General features: G+C 50.4%; 10 protein-coding genes and 1 pseudogene. 8 read left to right on the top strand and 3 right to left on the bottom strand.

Annotated features, from left to right (window positions below):
• Window positions 1-69 precede the first annotated feature (69 nt).
• The 3 genes and pseudogenes from BN98_RS04865 to BN98_RS04855 all read left to right on the top strand — a co-directional run bounded on the left by BN98_RS04865 (window position 70) and on the right by BN98_RS04855 (window position 5565).
• Entirely contained in the window at window positions 70-2037 is a 1968-nt protein-coding gene (locus BN98_RS04865; protein WP_019189449.1) for a TRAP transporter permease, read from the top strand.
• Window positions 2038-2278: 241 nt separating this feature from the next.
• Window positions 2279-3496: pseudogene (gene gltS, locus BN98_RS04860) on the top strand (sodium/glutamate symporter).
• Window positions 3497-3783: 287 nt separating this feature from the next.
• Window positions 3784-5565 (top strand): Na/Pi cotransporter family protein, encoded by a 1782-nt coding sequence (locus BN98_RS04855; RefSeq protein ID WP_019189452.1) that lies wholly within the window; start codon window positions 3784-3786, stop codon window positions 5563-5565.
• Window positions 5566-5617: 52 nt separating this feature from the next.
• On the opposite strand, the gene BN98_RS04850 is transcribed toward BN98_RS04855, so the two are convergent.
• Both BN98_RS04850 and BN98_RS04845 read right to left on the bottom strand, forming a co-directional pair.
• Window positions 5618-7123 carry a 4Fe-4S dicluster domain-containing protein gene (locus tag BN98_RS04850; RefSeq protein ID WP_019189453.1) on the bottom strand — a complete coding sequence of 502 codons (1506 nt, stop codon included), beginning with the start codon at window positions 7121-7123 and terminating at the stop codon, window positions 5618-5620.
• The gene (locus BN98_RS04845) at window positions 7120-7455 is read right to left on the bottom strand and encodes an NAD(P)H-dependent oxidoreductase subunit E (protein WP_276872985.1); all 336 of its coding nucleotides are present in this window, start codon (window positions 7453-7455) and stop codon (window positions 7120-7122) included. The genes BN98_RS04850 and BN98_RS04845 overlap by 4 nt, the downstream gene beginning before the upstream one ends.
• Before the next feature lie 249 nt (window positions 7456-7704).
• On the opposite strand from BN98_RS04845, the gene BN98_RS04840 reads away from it, so the two are divergent.
• The 4 genes from BN98_RS04840 (at window position 7705) to BN98_RS04825 (ending at window position 13100) form a co-directional block, all read left to right on the top strand.
• The gene (locus tag BN98_RS04840) at window positions 7705-8799 is read left to right on the top strand and encodes an ABC transporter substrate-binding protein (RefSeq protein WP_019189455.1); all 1095 of its coding nucleotides are present in this window, start codon (window positions 7705-7707) and stop codon (window positions 8797-8799) included.
• 81 nt (window positions 8800-8880) lie between these two features.
• The gene (locus BN98_RS04835; protein WP_019189456.1) at window positions 8881-10383 is read left to right on the top strand and encodes an ATP-binding cassette domain-containing protein; all 1503 of its coding nucleotides are present in this window, start codon (window positions 8881-8883) and stop codon (window positions 10381-10383) included.
• Window positions 10384-10413: 30 nt separating this feature from the next.
• A complete protein-coding gene (glmS, locus tag BN98_RS04830; protein WP_019189457.1) occupies window positions 10414-12246 on the top strand; it encodes a glutamine--fructose-6-phosphate transaminase (isomerizing) in 1833 nt (610 codons plus the stop codon).
• Window positions 12247-12320: 74 nt separating this feature from the next.
• Entirely contained in the window at window positions 12321-13100 is a 780-nt protein-coding gene (locus tag BN98_RS04825) for a hypothetical protein (RefSeq protein ID WP_019189458.1), read from the top strand.
• A gap of 162 nt (window positions 13101-13262) precedes the next feature.
• On the opposite strand, the gene BN98_RS07945 is transcribed toward BN98_RS04825, so the two are convergent.
• The gene (locus BN98_RS07945; protein ID WP_019189459.1) at window positions 13263-14441 is read right to left on the bottom strand and encodes an AI-2E family transporter; all 1179 of its coding nucleotides are present in this window, start codon (window positions 14439-14441) and stop codon (window positions 13263-13265) included.
• A gap of 220 nt (window positions 14442-14661) precedes the next feature.
• On the opposite strand from BN98_RS07945, the gene BN98_RS04815 reads away from it, so the two are divergent.
• Entirely contained in the window at window positions 14662-15582 is a 921-nt protein-coding gene (locus BN98_RS04815) for a nucleotidyltransferase family protein (protein WP_019189460.1), read from the top strand.
• The last annotated feature ends 34 nt before the right edge of the window (window positions 15583-15616 follow it).

Here is a 15616-nt window from a genome sequence, read left to right as displayed (position 1 = left end):
GTAATGCCGCCACTTCTTTCCTTGCGTTTGTCCTCTATATCAAAAAGAAACAAGAAAGGAGAAGCGGCGATGACTGATGATTTCAAAGACACGTCCACCCCAACACCGGAATCGGTTGATACCAGTACCGGCACCATGGCGGACGTGGAAGAAATTATGAAAAAGTACGACCGTGAGTCCAATACCCGTATTTGGACCGGAACGCCGGGAAAAATTATTAAGTACGTGATGGCGGCATTTGCCCTGTTAATGATTTGGCTGAACCTGTTTGCCAACTGGGATGAACGTATCCGCCGTTGCTTGTTCCTCGGTACCATCATTATCTTTGCCTTCCTGATGTATCCTTTACGCAAAAAGGATGCCGGAAAAGTGAACCACATGCCCTTCTATGATGTGATTCTGATGCTCTTGGGCGCAGGAAGCTTTTTCTATTACATTATGAACTTTAAAGCGGTCATTGATCAGGCTACCCGTATCGGACAATTGGAAGTTGTCCTAGGTATCATCGGTATTGTTATCCTTGCAGAAGCATGCCGCCGTGTCGTCGGCTTGCCGATTCTCTTTGTGGCCGGCTTCTTTGTTATCTATTCCTTTGCTCAAGGCAAGGCCTTGCGCGTGATCATCTATAACCTCTTCTATACTACGACGGGCGTTATCGGTACGCCGATTGGCGTTTGCTCCACTTACATTGTGTTGTTCATCATCTTCGGGGCATTCCTCGAAGGAACCGGTATTTCCGATTTCTTCATTCAAGTGGCTAACTCCATTGCCGGCGCATCCAAAGGCGGTCCGGCAAAGGTTGCGGTTATTTCTTCCGCTCTCTGCGGTATGGTTTCCGGCTCGTCCGTTGCCAATACGGTTACCACCGGTTCTGTTACGATCCCACTGATGAAGAAAACCGGTTATCGTTCCGAATTCGCGGGTGCTGTTGAAGCCTCCGCTTCGACCGGTGGACAGATCATGCCTCCGATCATGGGTGCTGCTGCCTTCCTGATGGCAGAGATGGTTGGCGTGCCTTATGCGGATATTGCTGTTAAGGCAATCCTGCCCGCATTCCTGTACTTCTTGGGCATCTTCATCGCCGTTCATCTGGAAGCGTTACGTACCGGACTGCGCGGCTTGAAGAAAGAAGATTTGCCGCATTTCGGTAAATTGGTGCTGAAACAGGGCTATTTGCTGTTGCCCTTGATCATCCTCGTCTGGATGGTCATGGCGGGCTTTACGATGGCTCGTTCGGCGGTCATTGCTACCTTGGTGGCCATCGTCGTCAGTATGTTCCGTAAAGAAACGCGCATGACGCCGAGTGGCTTTATCACTGTGTTGGAAAATGGTACGAAGAATACGATCTCCGTGGCCATCGCCTGCGGCGTTGCCGGTATCATTGCCGGTGTCGTCACGATGACGGGTCTCGGCCAGGTTCTGATTTCGGCCATCGTCGGCATGTCCAACGGCAATTTGTTGATCGCTTTAATGCTGACGATGCTCACCTGCATCGTCTTGGGCATGGGCGTTCCGACAACGGCAAACTACATCATCATGGCAACCACATGCGCTCCGATCCTGGTCTCCGGTATGGGCGTCAATGCGATTGCTGCGAATATGTTTGTTTTCTACTTCGGCATTATCGCCGACATCACGCCGCCGGTTGCTTTGGCAGCTTACGCCGGCAGTGCGATTGCGCGTTCGAACCCGATGAAGACTGCTTTTACGGCCACTCGTCTGGCGATTGCGGCATTTATCGTACCGTACATCTTTGTCATGAGTCCTGCGCTGCTCTTCATTGAGACTACACCGCTGGAGATCATTCTGATCGTGTTGACTTCGATTGTCGGTCTCTTCGGCGTATCGGCCGGTTTGGCGGGCTTCATCTATAGCAAGATGCCGATTTGGCAGCGTATCCTTTCGGTCGTGGGCGGTCTGCTTCTGATTTACCCGGGGCTTGTGACGGATATCGCCGGTGTGGCTCTGGTTGGTGTTGTGATTGCCTTGCAATTCGTAGGCAGAAAGAAGAACGGGGAAACGCCTGTAGCCGCCTAAGCGCGGAGCAGGTAACCGAATCCTTTTAAGAATGAAATGCCTCATGGCTAAGAAATTTTTAGCCATGGGGCGTTTTTTGCTTTTTGCTCATGGTTGATAAATTATGAATGATTCGTCAAAAGTTGAGAAAATATGTTCTCGATTTATCAAGAAAAAGGGTAAAAAATTGTCGACAGGGGGATTCCCTACAGACGTTCTATGCGTCTATAATGAGTGGCCTGTCTGAAGAAAGGAGGAGGTTATGCCATTATTAGAATTAAACTTAGCAAAAACATTGATGTTGGCGGTGCTTTTGGTGTGGCTCGGACGTTTTGTCCGTTCCAAGGTCACGTTCCTGGTGAACTGGTCCATTCCGGAAGCGGTGGTAGGTGGAACGCTTTTTGCGATCTTGACTCTGATTCTGCATTCCACGGGAATGTTAGAATTTAAGTTTGATACAAAGCTGCAGAGTTTCTTCATGTATCTGTTCTTTACTGCGAGCGGTTTCGAAGCCAGCGCATCGCTGATGAAGAAAGCATCTGGGAAATTGTTGATTTTTATTGTCCTTGCGGGCGTGCTTGCCGTGCTGCAAAACGTGACGGTGGTCGGCCTTTCTCCTGTAGTTGGGATGGATCCGAAGCTCGGACTTATGACCGGCTCAATTCCATTGACTGGCGGACATGGTAACGCCGCGGCTTATGCACCGTTGGCCGAAAAAGCCGGTGTGCAAGGCGCTGTGACCGTTGCAGTGGCTGCGGCTACATATGGCTTGGCGGCGGGGTCGATTTTGGGCGGCCCGGTAGCGACGCGCTTGATCAAGAAGTATCATCTTTATGATCCGAATGAGAAGGACACCTCCGATGCATAAGCACTCGAAGAAGCCGGTAAAGTGATTCCGCTTGACGGCAAGCGCTTTGCCTTAGGCTGCGCTTTAACGCTGATTGCCTTTGGCATCGGTGCCTTTTTGATGGATCTTTTCAGTCTCATATTCCCGGGGTTGAATTTCCCCATCCACGTCATGGGCATGGTGGGCGGTGCCATCGTTCGCAATATCTACGACGCTTTGAAGAAATCGTCCAAAGCAACGCCGGAGAAGGAGATTGACATTCTGGGTTCTGTTTGTCTTTCCATGTTCGTCTCCATGGCGGTTATGACAATGCGTTTATGGGAATTGGCAGCCTTGGCGATTCCGCTGATTTTGCTCTTAGTCGCAGGTACCCTTGTCACCATTCTGTTCACCTATTTCATCACCTTCCGCGCCCTCGGCAAAGACTACGATGCCGCTGTCATGGTGGCTGGACATATCGGTTTTGGTCTGGGCGCAGTACCAGCCTCTATGGCCAACATGAACGCCTTGACCGATGTCTATCGCTATTCTAAGTTGGCCTTTATCATTGTTCCCGTGGTCGGAGGTATGTTCTCCAACTTCACCAATGCGGCCAATATCACGTTCTTCATGAATTTAGTGGGAATTCATTAGTGACACTTTCGAAAATAAACAGGCAGTCGGGGCGGATACGCCCCGACTTTTTTTGGACATAGTTTCAATACATGAATAATTTCTTTCCTTTCAGCCCCTTTATCATCGCTAAAAGGTAAATTTTTGTTAAAAAAATGTGAGGAAGATAAGAACTTTTCGTCGAATTCATGTACAATAAAAGAGCGGCTTAGCCGTCAAAAATGGCTGCGCCGTTTTGAAAAACGGCATGCCGTACCGAAAAATCGGTTAGGAAATGAACACTCGAAGCGTGAGGGGATACCGCGGTTATGACAGTATTCGATTATTTGGGATTGTTGGGTGGCGTTGCCATGCTACTCTTTGGTATGTCGCTGATGGGGGATGGGTTAAATGTGGTCTCCGGCGGCAAGATGGAGGGACTGCTGAAGCGGCTGGTTTCCAGTAAGATCAAGGGTGTATTGCTGGGAGCGGGGGTGACGGCGGTAATCCAAGCATCGGCGGCGACGACGGTGATGGTGGTTGCGTTGGTAAACTCGGGCGTGTTGCAGTTGCAGCAGGCGGTTTCCATCATCATGGGCGCCAACATTGGTACAACGATTACGGCGTGGATTTTAAGTTTAAGCGGTCTGTCAGGCGAAAACTTTTGGATACAGATGTTGAAGCCCAGTTCGTTTTCACCGATATTGGCCTTAGTGGGCGTCATCATATTATTTCGGGCAAAGAACGAGAATCAAAAGGCGAAATCCAGCGTACTTTTGGGCTTTTCCGTGCTGATGTTCGGCATGGAGACCATGATGCGATCGATGGAGCCTTTGCAGACATCCGCAGCCTTCTTTAAGATTGTGAATTTATTTTCCAACCCGGTGCTTGGATTGTTATTGGGCATGGGCATTACGGCACTAATTCAATCGTCCTCGGCCTTTACGGGTATTTTACAGGCGTTGTCGTCGACGGGAGCCATCACCTTTGGTGCAGCCATTCCGGTCATCATGGGCCAGAATATTGGTACCTGCGTTACCGCGTTGTTGTCGGGTATCGGGGCAGAAGTGAATGCCAAGCGCGCCGCCATCATTCACTTGATTTTTAACGTTCTCGGAACAGGACTGTTCCTGTGCGCCTTTTATCTGGGCAATTTGCTTTTCCATTACACGTTTTTAAACGATACCGTCAACGCGGTGAATATTGCGATTATTCATACGACCTTTAACGTAGCAACGACATTGGCGTTATATCCGTTTTCAGATAAGCTGGTGGAATTATCCGCCAAAATTATTAAAGATAAAAAGCCGACGGTGGTAGAAAATGCCGTGGAGCAGGATCTCAAATTGTTGGAACCGCGTCTGTTAAATCGCCCGGACTTTGCCGTGCAGCAAGCTTATGCCGTTCTGTGTCAGATGATGAAACTGACGGCCCAGGAATTTAAGGAGACCGCCCTATTGTTCGAAGCGTATACACCGGAACGCCATGAGAAAATCGAATGGATGGAACGGCAAGTTGACCGCTATGAGGATGCATTACAGGATTACAGTGTAAAAATCTCGAAGGCTTCGTTGTCTGATAGCGATGCGAACAAGCTGACGGTGCTGATGTATTCACTAAACGATATTGAGCGCGTGAGTGATTACGGCATCAATCTTGCCGATCAGGTGCTAAAAAGCGTGGAGTCGCCGCAAAAATTTTCCTTACTGGCGAAGCGGGAGTTAAAGGTCTACACCGATGCGGTAAATGAGATCGTGCATAACAGCTGTATTGCGCTGGAAAGTCTCTCTTATGAGAAAGCGATTCAAATTGAGCCATTAGAAGAATGCATTGACGAGATCAACCAGACGCTGTCCCACCGTCACATTGAACGTTTGCAAAATGGTGAATGCAGCGCCATCAATGGCCCGATCATCATCGAAATGTTTAACAGCTTAGAGCGTATTGCGGATCACTGTTCCAATATCGGCATCAGTGTAATTCAGTACACGACGAAGAAATACCTGGCGCACGAATATCAATCGCATATTGATAAATCCAGCGAGAAATTCCGTCAGAAATTTGATTACTATGTCGCCAAATATCCTTTGCCGGCTGCGGCGGAAAAGTAAAGTAAAAAAGAGAGCCTCTAAAGGCTCTCTTTTTTTATGCTGTCGCCTGCGATCAGACAGGCTTATCTTCTTGGGGAATATTCGTATTGTCCCATGGCGAGGCAAAGGACGACGTAGCGGAAAATTGTGCATTGGCTTTGCGTGCGCGATGCCGTGGTACGATAACACCAGGCCCGCCAATGCAGCCTGCTTCACAGGCCATGCCTTCCAGAAGCATGCCGTCTTTGCGCCCGGCTTTTGCCATGCGCATGAGCATGACACAATTGGCCAAGCCCTCGGCACTTTCCACGGTAATGTCGCGATCCGCATCAATTTCTTTGGCCCGCGCGACGACGGCTTTGGCAACGCCGCCGGCCACCGCATAGCCACGGCCGGTTTTGGAGGCATCATCAAAGTTTTCTTCGGTCTCAATGGATGATGGTTCAATTTCCTTAGCCACCAACATGCCCATCAGCTCTTCAAACGTGATGACAAAATCCACCATGTCGTGTACGGCCGGCTGCAGTCCCTCCAGTTTTTTGGAGATACAAGGACCGATGAACACCACCTTGCAGCCCGGATGTGCTTTCTTGATTTGTTGCGCTGTATACACCATTGGTGTGGAACTGTCTGAAATCAACGGATCCAAATTCGGGAAATTCTTCTTTACCATCAGCTTCCAGGAATAGCAGCAGCTTGTGCCCATGAAAGGCCGTTCATTCGGCACGCTCTCCAAAAACTCCTTAGCTTCATTCATGGTGGTAAGATCCGCACCCAGACCAACCTCCACAACATCCGCAAAGCCCAATCGACGAATGGCTTCACGCACTTGGGCGGGGCTTGTCAGAGAACCGAATTGTCCCGTAAACGATGGAGCGATGATGCCATACACAGGCGTATCTTTTTTCATCGCTTTAATGACTTGATAGATTTGCGATTTATCCGAAATTGCACCAAACGGGCAGGCGGTAATGCAGGCGCCACAACTGACGCATTTGTCCGCATCGATATCCGCACGTCCCAAATAATCCGAACCGATGGCTTTGACCCCGCAGGCTTCAGCGCAAGGACGCCCCGTTTCCAGCACGGCATTATACGGGCATTCTTTTACGCATTTCTTGCATTTAATGCATTTTTTTTGATCGATCACCATCTTATCTTTTCCAAAATCGATGGCATTCTTCGGGCATGCATTTTTACAGGGGTGTGCCAAGCATTTACGGCAATTGTCGGTAATCAAAATGTGACGTTCGGGGCATGCTTCGCACGCAATTTTAATCACCGAAACCAGCGGGGGATGATGCACCCGCGTTGCCACATCCACTTTTTCAATGCCCTCGGTAATAGAACCGGTGACATCTGCCGCACGGGCATCCAGGCCCAGTGCCATACGCAGACGCTCTCCGTACACCGCTCGTTCGCGAAAGATATTCTCTCGGTAATGAGCTACCTCTCCAGGGAGTGCACGATAGGTTTCTTCATAGAGATCGTGCAGACTCTCGTCATTGTAGGCCATGCGAGCAATGCTCGCAAAAGCTCTACGGCGGAGCCGGATGACATCTACATAACTATACTTCATTCTTCCTCCTGTAAATCGTCAAGGATTTTCTCCATGACTTGAGGGCTCGTTGCCTTTTGCATGACCTCATTATCAATGGTCACCACAGGTGCTACGCGTTTGTCCGATCCCTTACACGTCCCATCACAAGAGCACAACTCAATCTCAAAATCTGCGCCCTCCCGAATGCTCGGATACTCGGCCAAGTTTTCCTTCAAGTCCATGAGATTATCCATGATGTTATCGGCACCATAAAACATGCATCGCGTGCCGGTACAAATTTTGACTCTCATTGATCCTCCTAAAGTATAGACTAGTGGGTGAAAAAATTCACGAAAATTGCATTTGCGCATCGCCATTTTTAGCTGATTTTCAAGGCGGACACGTTTTCATGCCACTGGATAGGCCACGAATCCATCGAGCTCTATCTATGAAATTATGGTACCACAGCCAAGCGCCATTGAAAAGAAATCATTTTCATTCAGCATGAAAAGGAGCCGGACTTCTGGGCCGCCTTCTTTTCATTGCCAATCCCAAAACAACTGGTTTACAATGAGTAGCGAACATTAAGAAAAGTAGGAACATAGAAACGAGGCAATAGAATGAAACAAGAAAGACGTTTCGGACGTCTGTTTGGCAGTGTATTTTTGGCGATGGTGTTATCGCTGGTTTTAACCGCTTGCGGTGGGAAGGCACCAAAAGATAGCAGTGAGGCCGCTTCGAAGGCATCGGCATCGATAGCAACGCAGACGGAGCAGTCGAAAGAAGAGGCGAGTGCGAAAGCGGCTCAAGGCGAAACGCTGCGCTTGGCTGCGCTGAAGGGGCCGACATCGATGGGGCTCGCGGATTTGTTTGCCAAAGCCGATGCCGGCACGGAGAAGCTTAACTATCGTGTGGCGGGATCGCCGGATGAAGTGGTGCCATTGCTGGTGAAGAAGGAAATCGATGTGGCGGCAGTGCCGTCGAATCTGGCGGCGGTTCTGTATGCCAGGACCAAGGGCCAGGTACAGGTGATTAATATCAATACGCTCGGTGTGTTGTATCTGGTGGAGCGTGGCGATAGCGTGAAATCCATTGCTGATTTGAAGGGAAAGACAATTGTGGCCTCGGGAAAGGGAGCCACACCGGAGTATGTGCTTCGCTATCTGCTTCAGGCGAATGGTCTTAGCGATGGTGATGTGACCATCGAATGGAAGAGTGAGCACGCTGAGGCGTTGGCAGCGATGACGAAAAATCCGAAGGCGGTGGCACTGTTGCCGGAGCCGTTTGTAACGTCGGCGGAAGCTAAGACGCCGGATTTGCATCGGGCGGTGGATCTTACCGCCGCTTGGGATGCTGCGCAGAAGAAGGAAAAGACGCCTTCAGCGCTGGTGATGGGTGTATTGGTAGCGCGCAAGGAATTTGTGGCAGCGCATCCGGAGGAAATCCAGCATCTGCTGGAGGCGGCCCAAGCCTCTGTGGCGATGGTCAAGGCAAATCCCGATAAAGCCGCAGCGATCATCGGTCGTCTGGGTATTGTGCCCGCACCGGTAGCGAAGAAGGCGATTCCGCACGCCAATCTGGTGTGTGTGACGGGCAAGGAAATGCAGGAGAAACTGGAAGGGTATCTGCAAGTGCTGTTCAAGCAAAACCCGAAGGCAGTGGGCGGTGCCCTGCCGCAGGCGGATTTCTACTATCTGCCGGGCGGTGAACAGTAGCGCAGCGTAACTTGTCGCATTGCTGCCGATAACAGGGAGGAGAGCCGTCCGCGTGGCGGCAGAGAATACGAGGAGCGGGAGATGACGGAAAGAGGCAAAAACGGGTTGGTACTGCTTTTCTGGCTGGCCGTGTGGAGCGTGGCCGCGCTGGTGGTGGCCAATCCTCTGTTTTTGCCGGCACCGTGGACGGTTTTGGAAGCGATGATGGCCACGGTGCAGGAGCCGTCCTTTCTTCTGCGCCTCTTTTTTTCACAAGTACATGTGTTAGGCGGCCTGTTGGTCGGTGCGTTTCTCGGCAGTCTGCTCGGCTGGCAGAGTGCGACGCACCCTCTGCTTTATCGCTTTTGCCGCATACCTGTTTTATTGATGCGTGCGGTGCCGGTGGCGTCCTTTATTTTATTTGCTCTTTTTCTGATGCCTTCCGCGCATCTGGCATTTTTTATCGTATTTTTGCTCGTGCTGCCACCCGTCTTTGAAAATGCGCGCGTGGGCCGCCTTTCGGTAGACCATGATTTGGAAGAGATGGCAGATACCTTTCATGTGACGCCTGCGTTGCGATTTCGAGGGTTGTTGTTGCCAACGGTCTCTCCATATTTGACCGCTGCCTTTCATAACGCCATCGGTTTGGCATGGAAAGGCGGGGCGGCTGCCGAGATGATTGCTCTGTCGACAAATACCTTGGGGGAGGCCCTCTTTCAATCCAAATTGACCTTGGAAATGCCATTGCTATTCGCTTGGACGAGTTGGATTTTGTTATTGAGCGCCTTCCATACCAAAGTGTTGCTGTTTTTGTGGAAAAAGGCTGTGCATGCCGTCTGTCGGATCGGTGTGCAAAAGGCGGCGCCAAGGGCAACCTCGCAACAGAGCGAGGGGCCACTTTTGCGATGGACGGATGTGTCAGTGGCCTATGGTGAACAGACCATATTGAATCGGGTCTCCGGACGTATTGCGATCGGGGATCGCATTGTCTTGACGGGACCATCGGGACGGGGAAAGACGACGCTGCTGCGCTTGCTTTCCGGTCTGGAACAGGGCGCATGTGGCAATGTGTACGAAAACGAAACCTCGCGCCGTCAAGAGCATCGCTATGAAAACGACGATACGGCGTTGCGCTTTGCGATTCTTTTTCAGGAAGATCGACTGCTACCACAGCACACCGTCCGAGAGAACTTGCGTTTTGTGGGGATCTCCGAAGAGGCCATCGCTGAAGGACTGGAGGCTCTGGAATTGGGTGATGCTGGGGACAAGCCGGCAATGCAGCTTTCAGGCGGTATGAAACGACGTGTGGCACTGTTGCGTACCGTATTGTGGCCGGGCGATATCCTTATACTGGATGAACCGGGGACGGGCATGGATGCGATGTTGCGCGAAAAAGCTCTACGCTATGCGGAACGGAAGAGTCACCACTTTGTGGCGATGGTGGTGGCGGATCATCTGCCGGAGGATGGCAAATGGCTTGCCGTGCATACGAGCTGGGCATTGCTGGCTGATGGAAAATTACAGACTACCCTCAATGAAGAAGGTGCGTCCATTGTCCAAGCTATGGACAGTTATGATAAAATGCAAGATGAAGAATTCCGGTAATCGAGAAGAGTTCTTCGGAGAGGAGATAGTATGTGTGGCATTGTAGGTTATGTCGGAGATTCCTCCGCAGTTGAAATATTAATTGATGGTCTGGAAAAACTGGAGTACCGTGGATACGATTCAGCGGGTATTGCCATTCGTAATCATAAAGGCGCTTTCGAGGTGTTGAAGGAGAAGGGACGCCTGTCGAATTTAGAGAAGCTTATTGCGGAAGCAAAACCGGAGGGGGAGGAAGGCATCGGACACACCCGCTGGGCGACGCATGGTGAATCCACTCGAACCAATGCGCATCCGCATTATTCCAAAGATGACCGCGTCGTGGGCGTTCACAACGGCATCATCGAAAATTATAAAGAATTGAAGCAGGAGCTGACGGAGAAGGGTTACTCCTTCTATTCCGAGACCGATACGGAAGTTTGCATCAATTTAATTGATTATTACTATACGAAAAAGAAGGATCCGCTGCAGACCTTAATCGTTGCCAAGTCTCATATTCACGGCTCTTATGCGTTAGCCATTATGTTTTACGATCGCCCGGGTGAGATTTGGGTGATGCGTAAAAATTCACCGATGGTATTGGGCGTGAAGGACGGCGCAAGCTTCTTGGGCTCGGATGTTACGCCCATGTTGAAGCACACCCGTGACGTATATTACATGGAAGACGACCAGATTGCCGTTTTAAAACGTGACGGGATTTCCTTCTTTGATGCCGAGGGTAAATCCATTTCTTTATCGATGCAGCATATCGATTGGGACGTGGCTGCCGCGGAAAAAGGTGGTTATGACCACTTTATGCTGAAGGAAATTCATGAGCAGCCAATCGTGATCTCGAACTCCCTGCGCCACTTCTTGGAGCCCAACGGCTGGATTCGCTTCCAGGGTTCGCATCTGACGCCGGAGTTTTATGATTCCTTTGATCGCATTCACATTATTGCTTGCGGTTCGGCGTATCACGTGGGCTGTGTGGCGAAATACACCATCGAATCCCTGGCCCGTATTCCCGTGGAAACGGATATCGCTTCCGAATTTCGCTATCGCAGCCCCATCCTGTCGGAACGGGATTTGGTGATCATTATTTCCCAATCCGGCGAAACGGCGGATTCTTTGGCAGCCTTGCGTGAAGCCAAAGCGCTCGGGGTCCCGACACTGGCCATTGTCAACGTGGTAGGTTCCTCCATCGCCAGAGAGGCGGATCGCGTGATCTATACCGTTGCCGGTCCGGAAATTGCCGTGGCAACGACGAAGGCCTACAGCTGTCAGCTTTTGGTGATGGATCTGTTAGCGCTTGATCTTGCGGTGCATCACAAGAAAATCAGCGAAGAGAAATTGCAAGAGCTTTTGGGAGAATTGAAGACGCTGCCGCGTAAAATGGAAGACATCCTGAAGCAAAAAGACAGCTACAAAGAGATGGCGCGTCATTTCTTGAATAAGAAGAATATGTTCTTTGTCGGACGTGGTGTGGACTATGCGGCATGTCTGGAATCCAGTTTGAAACTGAAAGAAGTTTCGTATCTGCATTCGGAAGCGTATGCCGCCGGCGAGTTAAAGCATGGCACCATCAGCCTTATCGAAGAGGGAACGCCGGTTATAGGCATTGCTACACAGCCGGAGTTAATGGAAAAAACGCGTTCGAACCTGTTGGAAGTGAAGACACGCGGCGCGGATGTGTTTACGCTTATCATGGACGGCATGGAAGGTTTTGAAGACGTAGGTGAAGTAATCACCATTCCCGCCATTCATCCGCTCTGGGCCACCAGCTTGTCTGTTCTGCCCATGCAGCTGTTAGCCTATTACGAATCTACTCTGCGCGGCCTTGACGTGGATAAACCGCGTAATTTGGCCAAGAGCGTTACGGTGGAGTAAACCTTACTGACGAAGGTCAGGCTTAGCAATGTCGGCTACGGCATCGCCCAAAAGAACTGTAAAAGGAGAAAGATTTGATTTCCTACACCTTTCCACAATTGATTCATGACGCCTGTGTTTTAGCGGTGGCTCCGGTTTTGAGCCGTGCACTCAGCGGCGCCATGGGAGACGAGATGGATCTCGAGGAAGCGGGCCATACGATTAAGCAAATCCTTGAAGACGATCCCATGAAACCGTCTTTCCAACTGCTGCCCGGCGAGGAAGGACCGGATTTATCCGGCCTTGGATTTCATTCCTTGTTCTTCCTCCTCTTTCAACAGCCCTACACCGGCTTCGAACGTGACACTTCTCGCAACGGCGCCATAGTCTTTCTGGAACGGCATTACGATCTGACACCTGCCCAGGAAGATATGATTTGGATGACGCAGCACCTCTACCAAACCGCCAATGACCAATTGCTCGCCCCCGATCTGGAGACGACGGATGGCGATGGTACAGCAGGTGAGAGGGCGGAAGGCTCTGAGGCAAACAGCGCCGACTTTTCGACATGGACCGACGAGCGCGCCTTGGATGTCATGAAGAACGCCATCGCTCCCTTTGGCGAAGATGTGGAAGCCTTTTTTGCGCCCCTTACCACCAGCCTCGAAGTGCAGACGGACATGAAACGTGCCGATGCCGGCAATGCCGATGCCATGATCGAAGTAGCCTATGACCTCATCGAAGGCCGCGGCGTAGCCCCGGATTTCAAGCTGGCGCAGCGGTGGGCGGAGCAAGCGCTCAAGGAGCAAACCAAGCGAAAAGACGAAGCCGAGAAGATGCTCGCATTCTTAGAACTATTGAACGAACGCCATTAATGCTTCCGCTGGCGGTTGCCCGCAGGCAATACTGGAACATAGAGAAGCCGGCCTTTTGGCCGGCTTTTTATCATTAAGAAGGCGGCCCGACGGGCCGCCTTTTCAGTATTAAATCGTACGTATCACACCCGGCCGAAGGCCGGCATCGCTAGTAAGTTGCCATTATTTTCTTTCTAAGTTCAGATTCTTTTCGACAATGCGGCGATCCATATAATCCATCAAAATCGTGTAGAACGTGGAGACCAGCGGCACGAAGAGGAACATGCCGAGGATGCCGAAACTGGCGGCTCCGACAAGCACGGCCAAAAGCACCCAGATGCCGGGCAATCCCGTCTGCTGACCGACGACGCGAGGATAGATGATGTTGCCCTCCATTTGCTGGAGGCAAGTGAGATAGACCAGGTAGGTGATGGCGTGAAGCGGGGAAATGGTCAGGAGCATGAAGGCACCGAGCACGCCCGCCAAGAATGCACCAACTAAGGGGATCAGTGCGCCCATCATGGTCATGAGCGAAATCATCAGCGAATATTCCAAGCCGAGCAAATTCATACCGACGTAGTTCATTACGCCGAGCAGCACCGCTTCCAGAAACTGGCCGGTAAAGAAGTTATAGAAACTGTCGAAGGCCGTATAGGACACGTACATCAATGTATCTGCTTGTTTCTCACTGAAGAAGGTGTAAATGAATTTCTTCGATTGATGGCTCAAGCGTTCCTTGCTTGTAATTGCATAAATCGAAAAGATGAAGGAAACCAACGCTGACACAGAGATACTCACGACGGAGCTAATTTGCGTGAAGATGTTTTGTGCAAATTGCGAAATCAACGCTTGAAGGTCGACCCCTTTGAAGTAGGTATTGATGAATTCCTGCAGGGTCAGGTTGTTCACATTATTGATCACCTGGCTGATGGCATCGTTAATGGTGTAGCGCAGCGATCCCAGCCAAGTGGCATTTTGAATGAACGAGCGCACTGCTCGCAAACCATCCGGAATCGCACGGATAAAGATTTGCAGCGATGTGATGACATTCGGAATAATGATCGCGAAGGTGATGAAGACGAAAGCGATAATAATGGCAAAGGATAGCAACATGGATAGGGGACGTGCGACTTTGGGACTTACCGGGAGGCGCAAGATCAGCGCTTCGATGCGGCGCATCGGGATGTTTACAATAAAAGCAATGGACAGACCGATGAGGAAGGGTCGGATCATGCCCAACAAGGCCAGAAACATCTCCCAGAGTATCGGTAAATTATAAAAAAGAAAGGCTAGGATGATCGCAAAAGCGGTGATCCGCAGTCCGATTAAAACGATGCGTTTGTCTTGGGGTGTCAGTTTCATATGCACTTCCTTTCCATTGCTCTCATTTTAGCATAGATACGACGGATGGTAACCTGTTAGCGATGCTTTCCTTGAGCGATAGGATAGCTCTGCATCGTTTTGTCGTGGGCATGGCGATGTCTTCCTCTCTACGGTTAGACTGCGGAAGGTGAGCATTTTGTGCTATCATAAAAGGCAAATGGCTGCATTAAAAGTTACAGCCGGTCGAAAGGGGACCTATATGGAGAAAAAACCAATTTTACTGGTATTGGCAGCGGGCATGGGCTCTCGCTATGGTGGCTTAAAACAGATTGATCCGCTCGGCCCGACAGGAGAAATCATCATCGATTATTCCATCTTTGATGCGGTGGAAGCAGGCTTTGAGCGTTTCGTCTTCGTGATCAAAAAAGAGAATCGCGAAGCGTTTGATGAAATTTTGACCGCTCATTTGCCGAAGAATTTGGAAATTCACATCGTTTATCAGGATATTCAGGCTGTGCCCGAGGGCTTTACGATTCCTGAAGGACGTGAGAAGCCTTGGGGAACCACGCATGCCATCGTCGCGGCCAAAGACGTTATCGATGCACCTTTTGCAGTGATCAACGCCGACGATTATTATGGCAAAGAAGCCTATCGCCAAATTTATGCGTTTATGACCTCGGATAAGATGAAAGAGGATCATCACGCCATGGTCGGCTTCAAAATTAAAAACACCTTAACCGATCACGGTTCCGTTTCTCGCGGCGTTTGTGAAGTCGAAGACGGCAAACTGGTGCAGATTGTCGAGCGCACGAAGATTTTCAAGGAAGGCAGCGGCGCCCGCTTTATCGATGAGAATGGCGTAGAGCAGCATTTGGATGGCGAAAACGTCGTTTCCATGAATTTCTGGGGATTCCATCCCGCTTTCATGCAGGTGATGGAAAAAGAATTGGATCGCTTCTTCCGTGAGGATGTTGCAAAGAATCCGTTAAAATCCGAAGCGTTGTTGCCCACTGCGGTCGGCTTGGGCCTCCAAAAGGGTATTCTTTCGGTGGAAGTTTTGAAGACGAACGATGCCTGGATGGGCGTGACGTATCATGAAGATAAGGAACCCGTGATGGCAGGCTTCAAGAAGCTGGTGGAAGAAGGCGTGTATCCTTCTCCCCTTTGGCAAAGCAAGTAATTCCGGAGATCTGGTAGCGAACAACAGGAGGCAA

The sequence above is a fragment of the Levyella massiliensis genome (genome assembly GCF_000308275.2).
GTDB lineage: Bacteria > Bacillota > Clostridia > Tissierellales > Peptoniphilaceae > Murdochiella > Murdochiella massiliensis_A.
This window is presented reverse-complemented; position numbering and strand designations above follow the sequence as displayed.

Bases quoted from the DNA above. Each gene is read 5' to 3' on its own strand.
- BN98_RS04865 (WP_019189449.1), top strand. From the start codon at position 70: ATGACTGATGATTTCAAAGACACGTCCACCCCAACACCGGAATCGGTT.
- BN98_RS04855 (WP_019189452.1), top strand. From the start codon at position 3,784: ATGACAGTATTCGATTATTTGGGATTGTTGGGTGGCGTTGCCATGCTA.
- BN98_RS04850 (WP_019189453.1), bottom strand. From the start codon at position 7,123: ATGAAGTATAGTTATGTAGATGTCATCCGGCTCCGCCGTAGAGCTTTT.
- BN98_RS04845 (WP_276872985.1), bottom strand. From the start codon at position 7,455: ATGCGCAAATGCAATTTTCGTGAATTTTTTCACCCACTAGTCTATACT.
- BN98_RS04840 (WP_019189455.1), top strand. From the start codon at position 7,705: ATGAAACAAGAAAGACGTTTCGGACGTCTGTTTGGCAGTGTATTTTTG.
- BN98_RS04835 (WP_019189456.1), top strand. From the start codon at position 8,881: ATGACGGAAAGAGGCAAAAACGGGTTGGTACTGCTTTTCTGGCTGGCC.
- glmS (WP_019189457.1), top strand. From the start codon at position 10,414: ATGTGTGGCATTGTAGGTTATGTCGGAGATTCCTCCGCAGTTGAAATA.
- BN98_RS07945 (WP_019189459.1), bottom strand. From the start codon at position 14,441: ATGAAACTGACACCCCAAGACAAACGCATCGTTTTAATCGGACTGCGG.
- BN98_RS04815 (WP_019189460.1), top strand. From the start codon at position 14,662: ATGGAGAAAAAACCAATTTTACTGGTATTGGCAGCGGGCATGGGCTCT.